General features: G+C 43.7%; 15 protein-coding genes. 4 read left to right on the forward strand and 11 right to left on the reverse strand.

Features of this window, described 5'->3' with window-relative positions; genetic code table 11:
- Positions 1-3 precede the first annotated feature (3 nt).
- The 6 genes from BDE36_RS15175 to surE form a co-directional block, all read right to left on the reverse strand.
- Positions 4-1,251 (reverse strand): efflux RND transporter periplasmic adaptor subunit, encoded by a 1,248-nt coding sequence (locus BDE36_RS15175; protein ID WP_141815553.1) that lies wholly within the window; start codon positions 1,249-1,251, stop codon positions 4-6.
- Between the two features lie 126 nt (positions 1,252-1,377).
- A complete protein-coding gene (locus tag BDE36_RS15180; protein ID WP_141815554.1) occupies positions 1,378-1,602 on the reverse strand; it encodes a hypothetical protein in 225 nt (74 codons plus the stop codon).
- Between the two features lie 142 nt (positions 1,603-1,744).
- A complete protein-coding gene (mgrA, locus tag BDE36_RS15185; RefSeq protein WP_141815555.1) occupies positions 1,745-2,776 on the reverse strand; it encodes an L-glyceraldehyde 3-phosphate reductase in 1,032 nt (343 codons plus the stop codon).
- 79 nt (positions 2,777-2,855) lie between these two features.
- Positions 2,856-3,767: an SMP-30/gluconolactonase/LRE family protein gene (locus tag BDE36_RS15190; protein ID WP_141815556.1), complete on the reverse strand. Its 912-nt coding sequence runs from the start codon at positions 3,765-3,767 to the stop codon at positions 2,856-2,858.
- A 56-nt stretch (positions 3,768-3,823) separates the two neighbouring features.
- Positions 3,824-4,204 (reverse strand): response regulator transcription factor, encoded by a 381-nt coding sequence (locus BDE36_RS15195; protein ID WP_235832996.1) that lies wholly within the window; start codon positions 4,202-4,204, stop codon positions 3,824-3,826.
- Positions 4,205-4,258: 54 nt separating this feature from the next.
- Positions 4,259-4,987 carry a 5'/3'-nucleotidase SurE gene (gene surE, locus BDE36_RS15200; protein WP_128767658.1) on the reverse strand — a complete coding sequence of 243 codons (729 nt, stop codon included), beginning with the start codon at positions 4,985-4,987 and terminating at the stop codon, positions 4,259-4,261.
- A gap of 76 nt (positions 4,988-5,063) precedes the next feature.
- On the opposite strand from surE, the gene BDE36_RS15205 reads away from it, so the two are divergent.
- A complete protein-coding gene (locus tag BDE36_RS15205) occupies positions 5,064-5,966 on the forward strand; it encodes a diacylglycerol/lipid kinase family protein (protein ID WP_141815557.1) in 903 nt (300 codons plus the stop codon).
- Here BDE36_RS15205 and BDE36_RS15210 read toward each other — a convergent pair.
- The gene (locus BDE36_RS15210; protein WP_141815558.1) at positions 5,947-6,738 is read right to left on the reverse strand and encodes a Rieske (2Fe-2S) protein; all 792 of its coding nucleotides are present in this window, start codon (positions 6,736-6,738) and stop codon (positions 5,947-5,949) included. The genes BDE36_RS15205 and BDE36_RS15210 overlap by 20 nt on opposite strands.
- 139 nt (positions 6,739-6,877) lie before the next feature.
- Between BDE36_RS15210 and glgX the strand changes: the two genes are divergently transcribed.
- Positions 6,878-8,908: a glycogen debranching protein GlgX gene (glgX, locus tag BDE36_RS15215; RefSeq protein ID WP_141815559.1), complete on the forward strand. Its 2,031-nt coding sequence runs from the start codon at positions 6,878-6,880 to the stop codon at positions 8,906-8,908.
- Between the two features lie 60 nt (positions 8,909-8,968).
- Here the strand turns inward: glgX and BDE36_RS15220 are convergent, their stop codons facing one another.
- From BDE36_RS15220 to BDE36_RS15235, 4 genes are all read right to left on the reverse strand, one after another.
- Positions 8,969-9,583, reverse strand: a complete 615-nt coding sequence (locus BDE36_RS15220; RefSeq protein WP_141815560.1) for a hypothetical protein — start codon at positions 9,581-9,583, stop codon at positions 8,969-8,971.
- 71 nt (positions 9,584-9,654) lie between these two features.
- The gene (locus BDE36_RS15225) at positions 9,655-11,010 is read right to left on the reverse strand and encodes a dihydrolipoamide acetyltransferase family protein (protein ID WP_141815561.1); all 1,356 of its coding nucleotides are present in this window, start codon (positions 11,008-11,010) and stop codon (positions 9,655-9,657) included.
- Between the two features lie 45 nt (positions 11,011-11,055).
- Complete coding sequence (locus tag BDE36_RS15230; protein ID WP_141815562.1) at positions 11,056-12,303, reverse strand: competence/damage-inducible protein A; 1,248 nt, start codon at positions 12,301-12,303, stop codon at positions 11,056-11,058.
- Between the two features lie 20 nt (positions 12,304-12,323).
- The gene (locus BDE36_RS15235; protein ID WP_235904284.1) at positions 12,324-14,969 is read right to left on the reverse strand and encodes a putative LPS assembly protein LptD; all 2,646 of its coding nucleotides are present in this window, start codon (positions 14,967-14,969) and stop codon (positions 12,324-12,326) included.
- An 83-nt stretch (positions 14,970-15,052) separates the two neighbouring features.
- Here BDE36_RS15235 and BDE36_RS15240 point away from each other — a divergent pair, with 83 nt between their 5' ends.
- Together BDE36_RS15240 and BDE36_RS15245 are read left to right on the forward strand one after the other, a co-directional pair.
- Positions 15,053-15,853 carry an N-acetylmuramoyl-L-alanine amidase family protein gene (locus BDE36_RS15240; protein ID WP_394366861.1) on the forward strand — a complete coding sequence of 267 codons (801 nt, stop codon included), beginning with the start codon at positions 15,053-15,055 and terminating at the stop codon, positions 15,851-15,853.
- Between the two features lie 134 nt (positions 15,854-15,987).
- A complete protein-coding gene (locus tag BDE36_RS15245; RefSeq protein ID WP_141815563.1) occupies positions 15,988-16,506 on the forward strand; it encodes a hypothetical protein in 519 nt (172 codons plus the stop codon).
- The last annotated feature ends 2 nt before the right edge of the window (positions 16,507-16,508 follow it).

A 16,508-nucleotide genomic window follows, 5' to 3' on the forward strand; every position in this document is an offset into this window, starting at 1 on the left:
AACCTATTTCATGATATTTATTTCCTTCGCATTCCTAAAGTCGCTCATGTCTGATATCACGACGATCTCTCCTTCCCTGACATTATCCTTTAGCTCTATATAGTCGAAATTTGACATTCCGGTATGGACGGCTCGTTTAATTGCTTTCCCGTCCTGCAGTATAAAAATCTCCTGTACACCGTTGCCTTTAAATGCCGGTCCGTTCGCTACCCGTAGTACTTTGTCTTTACTATCTGTTACGAGGTAGACATCAGCTTTCATGTTAGGTCTTAATACCTTGTTGCTTTTATCATTCAGCATCACATCGAATGAAATAAGGCCGTTCTGTATTCCGGGACTGATGTTCGACACTTTTCCATGTAGCAGACTGTCGTTAATACGGATCATCGCAGGCATTCCTCTCCGAAGCTGATCAAGATAACTGTCGGAAATAGTTCCCGACAACTTAAAGCTGTTGAGATCAGCGATGCGTGCAAGAACATCACCTTCAGTAACTGTCGCGCCTATATTTTTGTTAACATAAGTTACCACTCCCGAACGGCTGGCCAGAATGTCGGCTTGTAATAGTTTCCTTTTGAGCGCGCGAAGGCCGTTCTCTTCGATAGCGGCAGCAATCTCAGATTCACGCATTTCTGATTTCATTGTCTGCTGCTTACTCCTTATTTCGTTCTCCAGCTGTTTCTTTTCAAGTTGTGCTACTTTTAGGTCCAGCTCAGCCCTCGCAACGTCTTCCCTGGTCGCTCCGCCTGCTCTGAACAGCCGTTTGTAATCTTCGAGCGAAGCCTTCAAGCTATTGATTTTCAGTTCCTTTATTTCATTATTCGATTTAAGATCATAGAAACTCTTACCGAGCTCAATTCTTAGTTTCTGGATGGTGTTCTGCCTCGATTCAAGCTGAAATCTTTGTTTTTCATACTCGGTTTGAGCAGATGACTTGTCAAGCGTTAAAATAGCCTGACAGGGACTTATTGCCGTACCGGCTTCGGTCAATACTTTCTGAACGGACGAGTTGATGGGACTTGTGATTACCTGCTCGAATTCGGGCAGGATTTCGCCGGAAGCAGTAATGGTATTTTCTATAGATCCGGTTTCTACTACCGATGTAATGATCGTCGATCTGTTGACTGACGGCTTTATCCATATCCTGAAAAGAATAAAGAAGAAAGCTATTGAAGAAAAGATTATTAGGGCTATTAGAAAACCTTTTTTCTTTCGCCGGATCAGAACTTCTTTTGGTATAATTTTGTCCATATGATATCATGGTATATACCAACAGGATACCAAAATTAATCACTTTAAAATCAATACATTACCAAAAGACCCATTAATAAAAACGCCCGAAAACGAACAAAAAGTTCTCTTCCGGGCGTCTTAAGCCTACATTAATTCTATCCGCGAAGCTCTTATAACTATTTCATCCTGCTGAAATAGTTTTTCCATGTGGCCTTTGAAAAAGGCCCACCACATTCTGTCAAGATCGTCGGCCATCACTTCATAAATGATGATCTTGTCTTTAACTATTTTTTCATCATTCTCCTTCCATAATCCGGTAGCTGGTGAATTTGAATGGGCGGTAACCCCGCCAAATTTTGAAGTCAGCATGATTCTGATCTCAGAATAATATTCAGAAGGAAAAGGCTCTTTTTGATTGTTGTATAGGGGGATTAAGATTTGGACCAGATGCATGTTTACTTAAGTAAATGAACCCAATGCCTTTTTAAATCAGGATCGGGTTCAAATTTTATCAGGAAAGTTCGGCTGATTTAGCCCAGATATTTATAGATGCATCCCGCGCATATTTATCTATTTCAGCCAGCTCGGCTTCCGTAAAGTTTGAATTCTCAATGGCTCTGACGCTGTCGACCACCTGTTCAGGCCGACTTGCGCCTATGAGCGCAGAGGTAATACGACCGTTCCTCAGCACCCAGGCAATAGCCATTTGTGCGAGTGTCTGTCCCCTTCTTTGAGCAATTGCATTCAGCGCACGGATATTTGCAAGGTTCTTCTCATTCAGAAATTCGGGTCTGAGTGATTTACCGAGAGTCGCCCGACTTCCCTCAGGGACCTCTTTGAGATATTTATCAGTGAGCATTCCTTGTGCAAGCGGCGAAAATACGATAGAGCCTATACCCAGGTCATCCAGCGTATCTGGTAGCCCATCTTCTTCAATCCATCGGTTTAGCATGGAATAGCTGGGCTGATGGATTAAGCATGGCGTACCAAGTTCCTTCAATATAGCTGCTGCTTCTCGCGTACGGTGGGAATTATAGGACGATATCCCTGCATAAAGAGCCCTTCCTGAGCGCACAATATGGTCGAGGGCCATCATTGTTTCTTCAAGCGGGGTATCAGGATCGAAGCGATGAGAATAGAATATGTCAACATAATCCAGCCCCATTCTTTTCAGGCTTTGATCACAGCTGGAAATGAGATATTTCCGACTTCCCCACTCTCCATAGGGACCCGGCCACATATTGTAACCAGCCTTGGATGAAATGATCAACTGGTCGCGGTATCCGGCAAAATCTTCGCGTAATATCCTTCCAAACGCAGATTCTGCACTTCCCGGCGGCGGACCGTAGTTATTTGCAAGATCAAAATGTGTTATGCCAAGATCGAAGGCCTGACGACAGATTGCCTGCTTGGTTTGATGGGCGACATCGTCGCCGAAATTATGCCATAAACCTAAGGATATGGCTGGTAGCTTTAACCCGCTTTTACCACAGCGGTTATATTTCATCTTTTCGTAACGTTCAGGATTGGGTGTCCAATTCATGTTCTAACTTGTTTTGGTTCTTATTATGCTCAAAGATAGAATTTCATTCAGAGAGTAATAAATTAAGTACAGACGGGGCTCAGTTTGCTGCTTTTACCTGCATTTTTATTTTAAATAACTTGTCGCTTGCAGTTATAAAAAGCCAGTCATTGTTCTCTCCTCCAAAGCACACGTTCGCTGTCCATTTAGCAGGAACTGGTATATGTTTTATTCGAACACCGTCTTTATTAAAAACAGTCACGCCGTTGCCGGTGAGATAAAGGTTACCTTGATTGTCGATCGTCATTCCATCCGATCCCATTTCAGCAAACAACTTCTTTTCACCCAAAGTGCCATCCTTATTTATGGTGTATCTGTATGTTTTACTGGCTCCAATATCGGCCACATATAGACATTTACCATTCGGTGTGCCGACAATTCCGTTCGGCTTCACTAAGCTGTCTTCTACACTTACCAGGTTGTGCGAGCCTTGTTTCAAAAGATAAACGCTCTGCAATTTCAAATCAGGTTTGGTTCTTTTCCAGTACTCGCGCTGATAATAGGGGTCGGTGAAATACATATCCCCTTTCTTGTTAATCCACACGTCGTTAGGACCGTTCAGCTTTTTACTCTGAAAATCATAGATCAGCACCGAGATTTTGCCACCGGGCGACAACGACCATAGCTGATTATTTTCGTCAGCACATACGATCAGTTCGCCTCTCCTATTAAAATAAAGCCCGTTTGCGCGGCCCGCATTGTCCATGAAGACGGTAAGGCTTCCATTCGTATCGTATTTCCATATTTTATTATTGGGTTGATCGGTAAAAAAAACGTTACCGCCTGCGTCAGCAGCAGGTCCTTCCGTGAAGCTGAACTGATCTGATATTAATTGCAGCTTCCCGTTCCTGGCAACAGGAAATGACGGATCTATATCAGGCGCCTGCGCGACTGAACGAAAAGACAAGGCCAGCAGAGATAAGAGACAAAAAATATCAGCGGTACACTTCATATAGTGAAGATAACGTAAATTCCAGAAAGAGTGACGCGATTTATGTGGCCTTTTTGTTAGGCAGCATGACGTAACTGTGTGTCTATTTTTGTTAACAGAAAATCTATATCGAATGGTTTAGCTATGAAATCGTTTGGCGCCCCTTCGTTTTTTAGCGTGTCTTGTAAATTATGCGTTGCCGAAATAAGGATTACAGGAATATGATTTGTATTTCTGTCGTCCTTAATAGCATGGCAGATATCTCTGCCGTCGAGGTTGTCCAGCATCACATCTAATAAGATCAGGTCGGGATGCGATTCTGCAATAGCCTCAAAAATAAAACTTCCATCCGAAAGTGTCACCACTTCATATCCTTCAAACGATAATATATCGTTCAGCGCATCAAGTATAGCGGGGTTATCGTCAACTGCCAGTATCTTCTTAGGTATTGTCTTCATAATCAGAATTATACCAATAGCCGTGCCAGAATCGTCATACGGCTTAATTACTTTTTATACTTGTTGCTGCACAGATCTCAATGCATCTTCGTTTGTGAGATCGAGCCGCAATGGCGTAACAGAAACATATCCGTTTTCCACAGCCCACCTGTCGGTGCCTTCATCGGCAGGTTCAAGCGGAGTAACAGTAAACCAGTAATGTTTGCGGCCCATCGGATCAGTGCCGGGAACTATCTTCCCGTCGTACAAACGAACTGACTGGCGGGTCCAGCGCATCCCCCTGGGTTGTTCGGGGAAGTTGACATTAAATAGAGAAAGTCCTGGTGTCTTAAGCAAAATACCTAGTGTTTCTTCAACAAACGGTTCAAGAGCAGCGAAATCGGGCTCTGTTTTTCCAACCGGTGTACTTAAAGCTATCCCTTTTATTCCGAGCAGCACGGCCTGCTTTGCCGCAGCAAGCGTACCGGAATGCCACATGCCGTTACCAAGGTTGGGGCCCATATTTATGCCCGATAGCACAACATCGGTTTTCGTCCATAAGTGAGTGCCCAGCGCAACGCAGTCGGCTGGAGTTCCATTCACCCTGTACGCTTCAATTCCGTCGAACTCGATAGGTGATTTTTTATAACTTAGAGGTCTTGAATGAGTTACAGCATGCCCCATAGAAGACTGTTCAACGTCTGGTGCTACTACCCTTACTTCTCCGAAACGTAAAGCAATTCGTGCTAATGCTGCTATTCCGGGACTATATATTCCGTCATCGTTCGTTATTAATATTCTCATCGCAAAAAATAATATTTATAAATGCCAACCAAAAAAGCCATACTATGTTTGTTAAGAAAATTATTTGATCTGCTGAATGAGGATAGCTACCCTTCTTCATAACCCGGTTGCGGGTGATGAAGCCCATACCAAAGACAAACTGATTGCCTTAATAGAGTCCCGGGGATATAAGTGTCATTATTCCTCGGTGAAGGAACAAGGGCTGGACCTCATTCATGAGGATACTGAGTTTATTATTATTGCCGGGGGAGATGGAACGGTAAGGAAAGTTGCCAAACAGCTATTGCTTGATAAGAGTCCCGCCAGCCATCTTCCTATTGCTTTATTACCTATGGGCACTGCAAACAATATCGCCCGAACCTTAGGTATTTCGGGAGAGCCGGAAACGATCATCAGACAATGGGCGACCATGCAGCCAAGGACAATCGATATCTGGGATGTGGATAATCTTCCCGGTGCTCGTTTTTTTTGTGAAGGACTTGGCTTCGGCGTATTTCCGCAACTCATTGCAGAAATGCGGCATCATGATGAAGAACTGTCGGATTCGCCTGAAAAAAGGATGGAGGTCGCGCTAGGTACACTTCATGATATCACAGTTAGCTATAAGCCGCATCATTGTATCGTCATTGCCGATGGTACAGACTATTCAGGCGATTATATTATGGTCGAAATCATGAACATGCAATGTATCGGACCAAACCTTGTTCTGGCTTCTGAAGCCAATCCCGGTGATGGCTATATGGAGATAGTACTGATAGCGGAAGGTGAAAAAGGTGAACTGGCCAGATATATCAGCAACAGGATTTCGGGCGTTGAAAGCTTCCTTAAATGTAAAACTTTAAAGGCCCGAAATGTAAAAATCCAATGGGAAGGGCATCTTGTTCATGTAGATGACGAGCTCATTGAGATGAAAGAAATCAAAGAGATTAGTCTAAGCTCTGAAGGCAAAATACTTCATTTTATGGTTCCGGGAACCTGACATAGATCTTTCCTCCCATTTGCGTTGTTGGGTACGTATTAATTTTCTGGCTGGCCGGCCCGGCCTTTACTTCTCCTGTTTCTGTGCTAAACTGAGAGCCGTGCCAGGGACATTGTACCGTTCCACAAATCATAGTTCCGTCCGCAAGCGATCCTCCCTTATGGCTACACCTGTCGTCAAACGCCACATAGCCGTTCTCTGATCTTCCCAATACGATACGTTTATCTCCAACCAGAAGCAGTTTCATCTGGTCTTTCTTCAATTCGCTCTCTTCTGCTGCTTCGATGAGGCCGTCAGAGACATTCAGCCGCGCTTCCTTCCATTTCCCTCCGTTTGCGTAACGGTTATAAACACCAATGTGATTACGATGTACAAGAGTTCCGCCCATCCACCCTGCGGTAACCAGAAGAGCTGTCCCAACGGCTTCGAGCGCCAGGATCGATAAATCAGCTGATTCGTTATTTCTAAGTATGTAAGCAGCTAAAAATACGATGAGCATAGCAGAGTTCATCAAGCCGTGCCTTGCCGCCCTTTTCTTTGCAGAACTGTCTGGTGGCACCGTATATTTAAAATCGATAATTCCGGGCACCGCAGCGACTACCGCGCTTATCATACCCGCCAATTCAAGATAACTACCGGCTTGCCACAAGCTCATATTGCCAGTTACGACCGCGAGAAGATCGAAGAGAAGTGTACCCGAAAGAAAGGCTACAGGAAAGGAAATCAGGATAGGATGTAAGGGATGTGTTTTAATATGAGCTTTGCTTTTCATGGTAAAAGTCGACTTGTATTGGATTAACAGATAACCATAAAAGAAGTTCTTTATTCATCAACTTATAGGTCTATGACAATTAATTGCAACCCATTCTCTTTTATTGCGTAATGCATTAATTACTATTTTTGTATCTGTAATGAATTTATGGTATTCTAAAGAAGGCGCTCCTCATCCCCTGGGTGTATCCTTTATCCCCGATGAAGAAGCATACAATTTCGCGTTGTATTCAAAAAATGCCTCAGCTATTGATCTTTTGCTCTATAGAGAGAACGAATATGATGAGCCGGTGGTAACGATCCATCTGGATCCACTAAAAAACAAGTCGCAGCGGATCTGGCATTGCCGGGTCAAGAAATCGGAACTCCAGGGCGCCGCGTTTTACGGCTATCGTGTAGATGGGCCTCATGGACCTGAACCGGATTACCTGCATCAGTTTGATCCGGAAAAGATATTGCTGGACCCTTATGCCAAAGAAGTTATATTTCCGCCAGCATTTAGCAGGGAGGCAGCCGAAGAATCAGGATCCAACGCCGGGAAAGCCCCGCTTGGAATGATCAGCACCGAAGAGTATTTCGACTGGCAGGACGATAAACCTGTAAGACATGCACATGATCTCATCATCTACGAAATGCATGTAAAGGGATTCACGAAAAATCCGAATTCAGGCGTTTCTAAAGAGAAACAGGGGACCTTCGCTGGTATCATTGAAAAGATCCCTTATCTGAAAGAACTGGGAATAACAGCCGTAGAGCTCATGCCCGTTCATCAGTTTGACCCAACCGAAAAAAATTACTGGGGCTATATGCCTCTTAATTTCTTCGCTCCGAACCATGCTTATACGTCGGATACGACTACTGGCGGCGCCATCAGGGAGTTTAAGACAATGGTGCGGGAGTTGCACAAAGCAGGCCTGGAGGTTATTCTCGACGTGGTATTTAACCATACTTCTGAAGGAGATATTGCTGGTCCGGTTTATTCATTTAAGGGTATTGATAATGCAACGTATTACCTCATGCAGGATCATGCAGAAAACCCCTATCTAAATTACAGCGGTACAGGTAATACCTTACGGACGGATCATCCTGCTGTTCAGCAGCTGATCATGGACAGCCTGAGGTATTGGGTGAAGGAAATGCACGTGGATGGCTTCAGGTTTGACCTTGCTTCTGTTTTCAGTCGTAAAACTGACGGGACGATAGGGTCTTCCCCCATCTTTGATCAGATTGCTGCGGAACCGTATCTTTCTAACGTCAGGCTAATCGCAGAGCCATGGGACGCCGGAGGACTATACCAGCTTGGCAGAGCGTTTCCGGGTATCAGCTGGTATCAATGGAACGGGGGATTCAGAGACGACATACGACGGTTTGTGAGAAGTGAAGCAGGGTTTGCAGCGAAAGCGGTTCAGAGGATCTATGGAAGCGACGACCTCTTTCCCGACGATCCGTTTAATGCCTATCATCCCTATCAGAGTATCAACTATCTTACTTCGCATGACGGCTTTACATTGTATGACCAGGTATCCTATAACCGGAAACATAATTTTGCTAACGGACAGAATAATCAGGATGGTCATGAATATAATTACAGCTGGAACTGCGGTTGGGAGGGTGACGGTAATGTCCCCTGCGACGTCCTTAGGCTAAGAAAAAGGCAAACCCGTAATTTCTTCACCCTCCTGATGCTTTCGAACGGCACACCGATGGTATTATCCGGCGATGAATTCTTAAATACTCAGAGGGGGAACAATAATCCATATAATCAGGATAACGAGACGACGTGGATCGACTGGCACCGCAGGGAGGAGATGAGCCTCCATTTCGATTTTGTAAAAACGCTTATCGCTTTCAGAAAAAGGCATACTGCCATAGCTAGAAGCCGTTTCTGGAGGGAGGACGTGAAATGGTTTGGCTGCAGTGGCAACATTTCGTTCGATCACGAACTGAGATGCTTTGCATGGTTCCTGTCGGGTAAAAAGTTTAATGAAACCGACCTTTACGTAATGGTAAACATGAACTGGGAAAGCCAGAAATTTAAGTTTATGGAACAGGGTTCGTGGAAAAGGGTGATCGATACGTCGATTGAGACCACCGCGGAATCTGCCGGCCAGGCTGAGGATCTCATCATACTGGATGCAAGATCGGTGGCTGTATTCGAAAAAACAAACTAATATATATACCACAAAGCCGGAAAAATAAATTTCCGGCTTTGTGGTATTATACGAACAATCTTAGCTCTTGTGGTGTTTATGATGATGACCAGAGATAACCTTGCTTATTCCAAAGCCTAAAATCCAGGTATCATATGCTTTCCATTTTACATCGTATGCTAGCTCTGCTCCAAATTCCCAGCCTCCGGGGATATGAAGACCGTATTCAGCACCAATAGTCGACAGGAAGTAATTTTCCCCTTTGGCAATTTCGTCGCCGGCACCGAGCATAATGCTTAGATGTTTATCTAATTTATAGGCCCCAATAATCTTGGTAGCAAGCGGACGCTCGCGTTCAATGGCTATCTCTTCCTCCTCTCCTGATTGCTTTTCTACTGTAAAATCTTCAAGGATCAGATCGTTGTGAAGGCCTATTGACCATTTCGAATTGATCAGGTAATCATAATTGAAACCCCAGGCTCCCATAACAAGCCATTTCTTTTCACCATTTTCTATCCCCTCGTGGACGTGTGCATGCCCGATAGAAAGGGTGAATTTGTGGGCTCCTTTTTCTGACTCTTCTGTCGCCTCTGAATGTTCCTGGGCGAATGAACCAAAGCTTGTAAAAACAGCAGTGGCCAGCAGAATGATACATGCGGCCACTGATCTTTTTTCTAAAAAGTATTTAATTCTCATCGTGTAATTAGTATTTCGGGTGCAAACAAAAGAATTATGCGCTTAAAATACTTTGATGAAGATCATATTTACTAAATATTATAATTAACGTCCCAGGATTCGAGATAATCAGCTACCTTTTTTACGAACATCCCGCCCAGGGCTCCGTCGACAACACGATGATCGTAGGACATAGATAGGAACATCTTATGCCTGATAGCAATGACATCGCCATACTCGGTTTCGATAACAGCAGGTTTCTTCTGAATAGCTCCTACAGCTAAAATGGCCACCTGGGGCTGATTAATAATAGGAATCCCCATTACATTTCCGAATGATCCGATATTGGTGAGGGTAAAAGTACCATCCATTACTTCATCAGGAAGGAGTTTACTGTTTCTTGCTCTTAGTGCCAAATCGTTAACCGCACGAGTTAAGCCAACGAGGTTCAGCTGGTCAGCATTCTTTATCACCGGAACAATCAGGTTTCCGGAAGGTAAGGCAGCGGCCATTCCGATGTTGATGTCGCGGTGTTTTATTATACGGGTGCCGTCTACAGATACATTGATCATCGGCATATCCTTTATCGCTTTGGCTACAGCCTGAATAAATATCGGTGTGAAGGTTATTTTTCCACCCTCACGTTTTTCAAAGGAGGCCTTTATTCTTTCCCTCCATTTAACAATATTTGTCACGTCGGCTTCAACGAAAGAAGTAACATGTGGCGCTACGTGTTTGCTCATTACCATGTGATCGGCAATCATCCGCCGCATGCGATCCATTTCCATAATTTCGTCGCCGGCAGAAACCGATGGAGGGGCTTGTTTGAAAGCTGGTTGTGGTTGTTCTGCTGAAACACCGCCTGATGTATTTACTACCGAAACAGGCTCTTTGGATGATGCTGCCACCGGTCCCTGATGTTTCTTCTTAATGAAGTCGAGAATATCTTTTTTAGTTACACGGCCTTCCGCTCCAGTTCCTGAAATCTGATCAAGTTCGTCTGCAGATATGCCCTCTTCAGCGGCGATGCTCTTCACCAGCGGCGAATAAAAGCGGGAACTCTGCTGATCTGTATTACGAAATCCTGCACTTTCTGTAGTATTTTCCAGGGATTCAATGCCCGGGATTGCTTCGGATCGAGGCTCAATGCCTGCTGTTCCAGGAGCTGTTGCTTCCGTAACAGATTGTGATGCACCGGCAGTGCTTTCATCTGTCTCAATGATAGCGATAACAGATCCTACATAGGCAACCTCGTCAGGATTAATAACCTGCCTGATTAACTTACCTGATACGGGGGATGGAACTTCAGAGTCAACCTTATCAGTGGCAATTTCAACCACCGGTTCATCTTCCTCAATAGTGTCGCCGGGTTCTTTAAGCCATTTGGTAATGGTGGCTTCCGCAACGCTTTCACCCATTTTGGGAAGTAATAATTCAAAGTGAGCCATACAATATTAATTGGTATTCCTTGCAAAAGTAAAGCTTTTTAGCACTTAAGCATGGTCTTCGCGTACTAATTTAAGAAGTAACACCAGCGCGTTTACAGCGGCGCGCTCGATGTTCTGTGTGCGGCGTCCGGGAAAAACGAATTTGCGGGTTATTACTCTATTCTTACCTGCTACTCCTATCCATACCGTGCCGGTTGGTTTATCGGGGGTACCACCGCCGGGGCCTGCTATTCCACTGATAGAAACTGCGTAATCAGCATGGAAGTTATTCCGGGCACCCACTGCCATCTCTATCACCGTTTCTTCACTTACAGCACCATAGGAAGCCAGCGTCTCTTCTGAAACACCCAGCATCTGTGTCTTTAAATCGTTAGAATAACTTACCGCCCCGCCGAGGAAAACCTCGCTCGACCCCGCGTGCTGGGTGATCAGATGAGAAAGATACCCTCCTGTGCAGCTTTCAGCAAGGGCAAGTTTTAATCCGAGTGTTTTCATATAATCGAGAACTGCCTTTTCTAAAGGTTTGTCCCCGGCTACAATCACAAACTCTGGTATAAGGGATATGATCTGTCCGGCATAGTATTCAACTTCTTCTTGGAGGGTTCCCTCATCCTCGCCATATGCACTTAGACGAAGGCGTACCTGTCCTAATTTTGGCAAATAAGCTAGCTTAATATACGGGGGAAGTGCACTTTCTACAGGAGCAATAGTTTCGGCCAAAAATGATTCGCCAATGCCCGCCGTAAGGATCGTATGATGAACAATTGCAGACAAGCTGAAGTAGTTTTTCAGTCTCGGCAACACCTCTTCATCAACGAGATACATCATTTCGAAAGGCACACCAGGCATTGAAACGTATACCTTACCACCGTGTTCAAACCACATCCCCGGAGCCGTCCCATTCTTGTTCTGTAAAACAGTACAATTCTCAGGCACATCCGCCTGTTGCTCATTGATTTCGAGTATCGGCCTGTTGTGGGAAGACAGCAGCTTTCTAACGTGCTCCAGAACGCTGCTGTCTCTCCTTAACCTTGCACCGAAATATTCGCAGAGGGTCTTTTTTGTAATATCGTCTTTTGTCGGACCAAGTCCTCCCGTAATAATAATGAGATCAGCGCGTTTTGCCGCTGCGGCAAGGGCTTCCAGAATATGATTACGATCGTCGGAAATGGACGTGATTTGCTTCACCCTGATTCCGTTGTCGTTTAATTTCTGCGCAATCCATGCAGAATTGGTGTCCACTATCTGTCCGATTAAAATTTCATCGCCGATAGTTATTATTTCAGTTAACATTTTATTATGATTTCATGCCTTTAATCAGCATATGGATTTATCGACGCACTCCTTCTGCTCAGCTTCAGATCCTGAAGAATGGAGGCCCTTACCCTGATATTTATATTGTAACTTTTATAGGTCCCAAAGGGTATCCATGACACGGCCATATCCCAGCAATGAAGGTCTCTGTTAATGGAGAATTGACTTTGACTGATCTTTTTGCTCCGGAAGTCATATCCCGAGTTAAACTGGATCTTCCATTTTTGGGTCAGACTAAAATCGCCATTAAAATTCAAAGTATTTGTAATTGTTGATCTTATCCCATCGCTGGAATAATTGAAGCTATAGGAGGCACTGAAGTTCCATGGCACATTAAAGTCGACATAATAATTGGGATTCATCAGTATACTTCTGATGTCCTGCTGCTGTGCAGGCGAAATATTTGGATCATCCTGTTTTTTTCTGAGCTCCTCGTTCCTCTTTGCCAATGCCGCCGAATTAAAGCTAAAATCGGTCGACAGGTTAAGGTTGGTAAGCCTGGCGAGTTTCCCGTTTTCAAAAGTAAAGCGGTTAATGGGCCTTCCTGTCCCATTGACATTCACAACCTGATAGGGATTGAAGGTTCCACCGAAGTTCAGACCTATCTTCTGCTTAAAGAAGGCTGTTCTTCCGCTAAAACTGATTGGTGAGAGCTTCATGGAATCTGCAGCGAAATTATAATTCCCTCTAAAATTCAAACCCTGAATAATCGAAACATTCTCCGTAGAAGCACTGGTATCACTTTTTGTTCGCTTCTTTGCATCGATGTTATTGTCAAGGGAAAAGCTTATAGCCGCCTGACGCGTTCCACCTCCGCCGCTTTGAAATATCGAATACTTGGGATTGCCAATAATATATCGGATAGAGTCACCGTATTTATTACCAGCTTCGGGAAGATTTGCTATTTCGCGATAGAAGCCGAACCTGGGGTTAGTAAAATCCGGGCTGTAGTTAAAGCTAACAGAAGGAGACATTACATGCCGGAGAGCCACAAGATTACCCTTTTTGAAATTCACCTTTCCATATACTTTGGTGGAAAACCCTCCGGATACACTATAGTTATAATTTCTTGCAAACCCTTGAACTGTGTCTGTTCTAACGTTGCCCGAAGCCGTGGGATCGAACGTTTTCCGCATGGTTTGAAAGGTCCACAACTCGTTATAGTTCACACCAGTATTAAACTGCAACACTTTCAGTACGTTCAGCGTCAGATTTACCGGAATCGCATGCCTGAAGCTGTTCTGAAATTTGCTTAAGGTTCCTTTACTAAAAAGATCGCTTTCCTGTCCATTAAAAGTATTTTCACCAGCCAAACTATAATTAAAAGAAATCTTTTGGTACCACTTTTGTTCACCCACGCGGTCTTTCGAGTCGAATGGGTTGATCTGCTGCGTCAAACCGAGGTTAAACTGGGGTAATGTTAAGTTAACGGTTTTACTGGTCAAATCCTGTCTGTGACTCAACGAGGTAGAAAAGTTAAATAATCCATCGAACAGGTTGGTGGAATAGTTGATACTTGATGACATGGTATTCTGCACAAGGTTTCCGTAATTATACGTTCCACCGACCCGGGAGTTGGTGTTATAGGCGCTGGTTCCAAAATCGACGGAAGCCCCAAAGTTCGAACCAGGGCGGGCGGCCTGATCCTGTGTATGATGCCAGCTCACTCTAAAATCCTTGCTAGCCCGATTACTGGGAGTTCCCTCAATGCCATTCGGATCTTTTGTAGATGCATAATTAAAAGTCAGGCTGCCATTATACTTATAGTTCTTTTTATATCTTCCTACAGTGCTTATATCATAAGAGCCCTTGCTGTATAGGGTCCCGGTTATATCGGCGTCCCAGTAATCATTTATCCCGAGATACCATCCTATGCCCTGCATGTAGAAGCCACGGGTGGCATCTTCTCCAAAGGTAGGAAACCTGAAACCCGAAGAACGTTTATTGGTTTTAGGGAAGAATCCAAACGGCAGATAGGCGAAATAGATCGGAATATGTTCTATCTCCAGGTATGCCGATTTGGCAATAACCTGTTTCTCGGTAATTATACCTTTATCTATATGTATACCAAAATGGGTATATGGCTCGGGTAAACTGCAGGTGCTGTAAATACCATCTTTAAGGAAACCTTCGTTGAACTCATTCTTTTTAAACTGTCTGGCCTGGATATATCCTTCATCTGCTGAAGTTGCCGTGCCAAACGCTTTTCCTTTTTTTGTTTCAAAGTTAAAAATGAGTGAATCCGTGGTCACCGGAGCGTCGCTCCCCTGTTTGAAGATAGGCCGACCGCGATATACTGAATACTTATCTTTTTTTCCGCTGGCAAAAAGCATCTTACTTTTTTGTTCAATGCGGATATAATCGGCATCAAGCTCTAAATCTTCATAATAGATCCGCCCTTTCCCGTACAAATAAATAATACTTCCGTCAATACTAAACTTTATTGAATCTTCTGCCGTATACTTGATCTCAGAATTCAGGCCCGTAGCTGTTTTTACAGAAACCGAATCCATTCCAGCAGTATCTCTTTTAACAGAGTCTGTTTTTATGGTATCAGTGATGGAAGTGTTTAATCTTGATGGCGTTTGCTGAGCTGCGAGATTTAGTGCCGCAGACAATAACAAAACCAGAAATGTATTTTGCACAAAAAAGCTTCTGACTGATTTCAAAATTGATGATGAATATTATTTTTGCAATGATATATTACAGTCCAAAATTAATGAAAATAATGCCATTGAAAAGATTAGTTTGTGGTTTGACAGCTATGTTTCTTGTTTTTGCCCTTGTTTCATTCACTAATAACTCTGAAATCCCCCCCTATCGTATAAAGACCATAGTTATTGATGCAGGACATGGCGGAAAAGATGGCGCTACACGCGGACTGATAGCCAGGGAAAAGGATGTTGCACTGCAGGTGGCCCTCCGTTTAGGCAAGGCAATCTCAGAAAATATTCCGGATATAAAAGTTGTATATACCAGAACAGAAGACGTTTTCATTCCTTTATATGAGCGCATCGGACTTGCCAATAAGCTAAAAGCAGACATGTTTATTTCTATTCATTGCAACTCTATGCCTGCTAGTATGAGGAACAGGACCGCCACACGCGGTGTAGAAACCTTTGTTTCGGGTTTTGGACGACTGGGGGAACAGAACACCGCGATCCTTGAAAATGCTTCCATTCTTTTGGAGAAAGATTATGAGGAAAATTATGAAGGGTACGATCCTAAAGACCCGGAAAGTATTATTATTTTCTCTTTACTTAAAAATGCGTACAGGGATCAAAGCATCAGGCTGGCTACTATGATTCAAAATGAGTATGTAGCAACCGGGCGGATAGACCGGGGAGTTAAAGAACAAAGTCTCGCTGTGCTTGCCAAGGCTGGGATGCCCGCTGTATTGACAGAAATTGGTTTCATTAGCAATCCCGAAGAAGAAGAATATATGACTTCGGAGAACGGACAAAATGAGATTGTTACCTGCCTTTTAAAGGCGATACAGACTTATAAAAAACAGGTGGAGATTAATTAATTACGCACATTTGCCCTAACCGCGTAGTACCACGGTATTTTACATCGATTTTGGAGTAAGATACACCCAAACAAACCTTTTTTATCTCTGTATGATTCGTTCTTTTTGCGCAAAATTATTTCTTAATAATCAAAATGAACAAAAAGACATTAATCACAGCAGTCGTTCTTACCTTGTCAGTTCTTTTTTCAGGGAAGTTAATTGCCCAGTCTACTGGTACCGCAACATTAAATATTAAACTGGCCGATGCAAGAGCCATAGCGATTACCAACAACAAAATTGATCTGAACTTCGCGTCCACATCTGATTACGAAAATGGTGTCACCACGAACGTAATAAACCAAATTCGTGTAATCAGCTCGGGATCATTTCAGGTCAACGTAAAAAGTGCAACTGATAACCTCTCTCTTGGAGCAGACTTAATTCCGGCGAATACCATTACTGTAACGCCTACATTGAGTACTGGTGCTATTTCAGAACTTTCCTCGTTCTCTCAGAAATTAAGTTCAGCAAATCAGCAGATCATTAAATGTACAAAAGGTACAATGCCAATCTCCTTCAATATGGAATATAAGACCGAAGGCGGAGCTTATATTGGCAAGGCTGCCGGTACTTACAGTACTACTGTAACATACGAGATCTTACCTCTTTAAAT

The organism is Arcticibacter tournemirensis (genome assembly GCF_006716645.1).
GTDB lineage: Bacteria > Bacteroidota > Bacteroidia > Sphingobacteriales > Sphingobacteriaceae > Arcticibacter > Arcticibacter tournemirensis.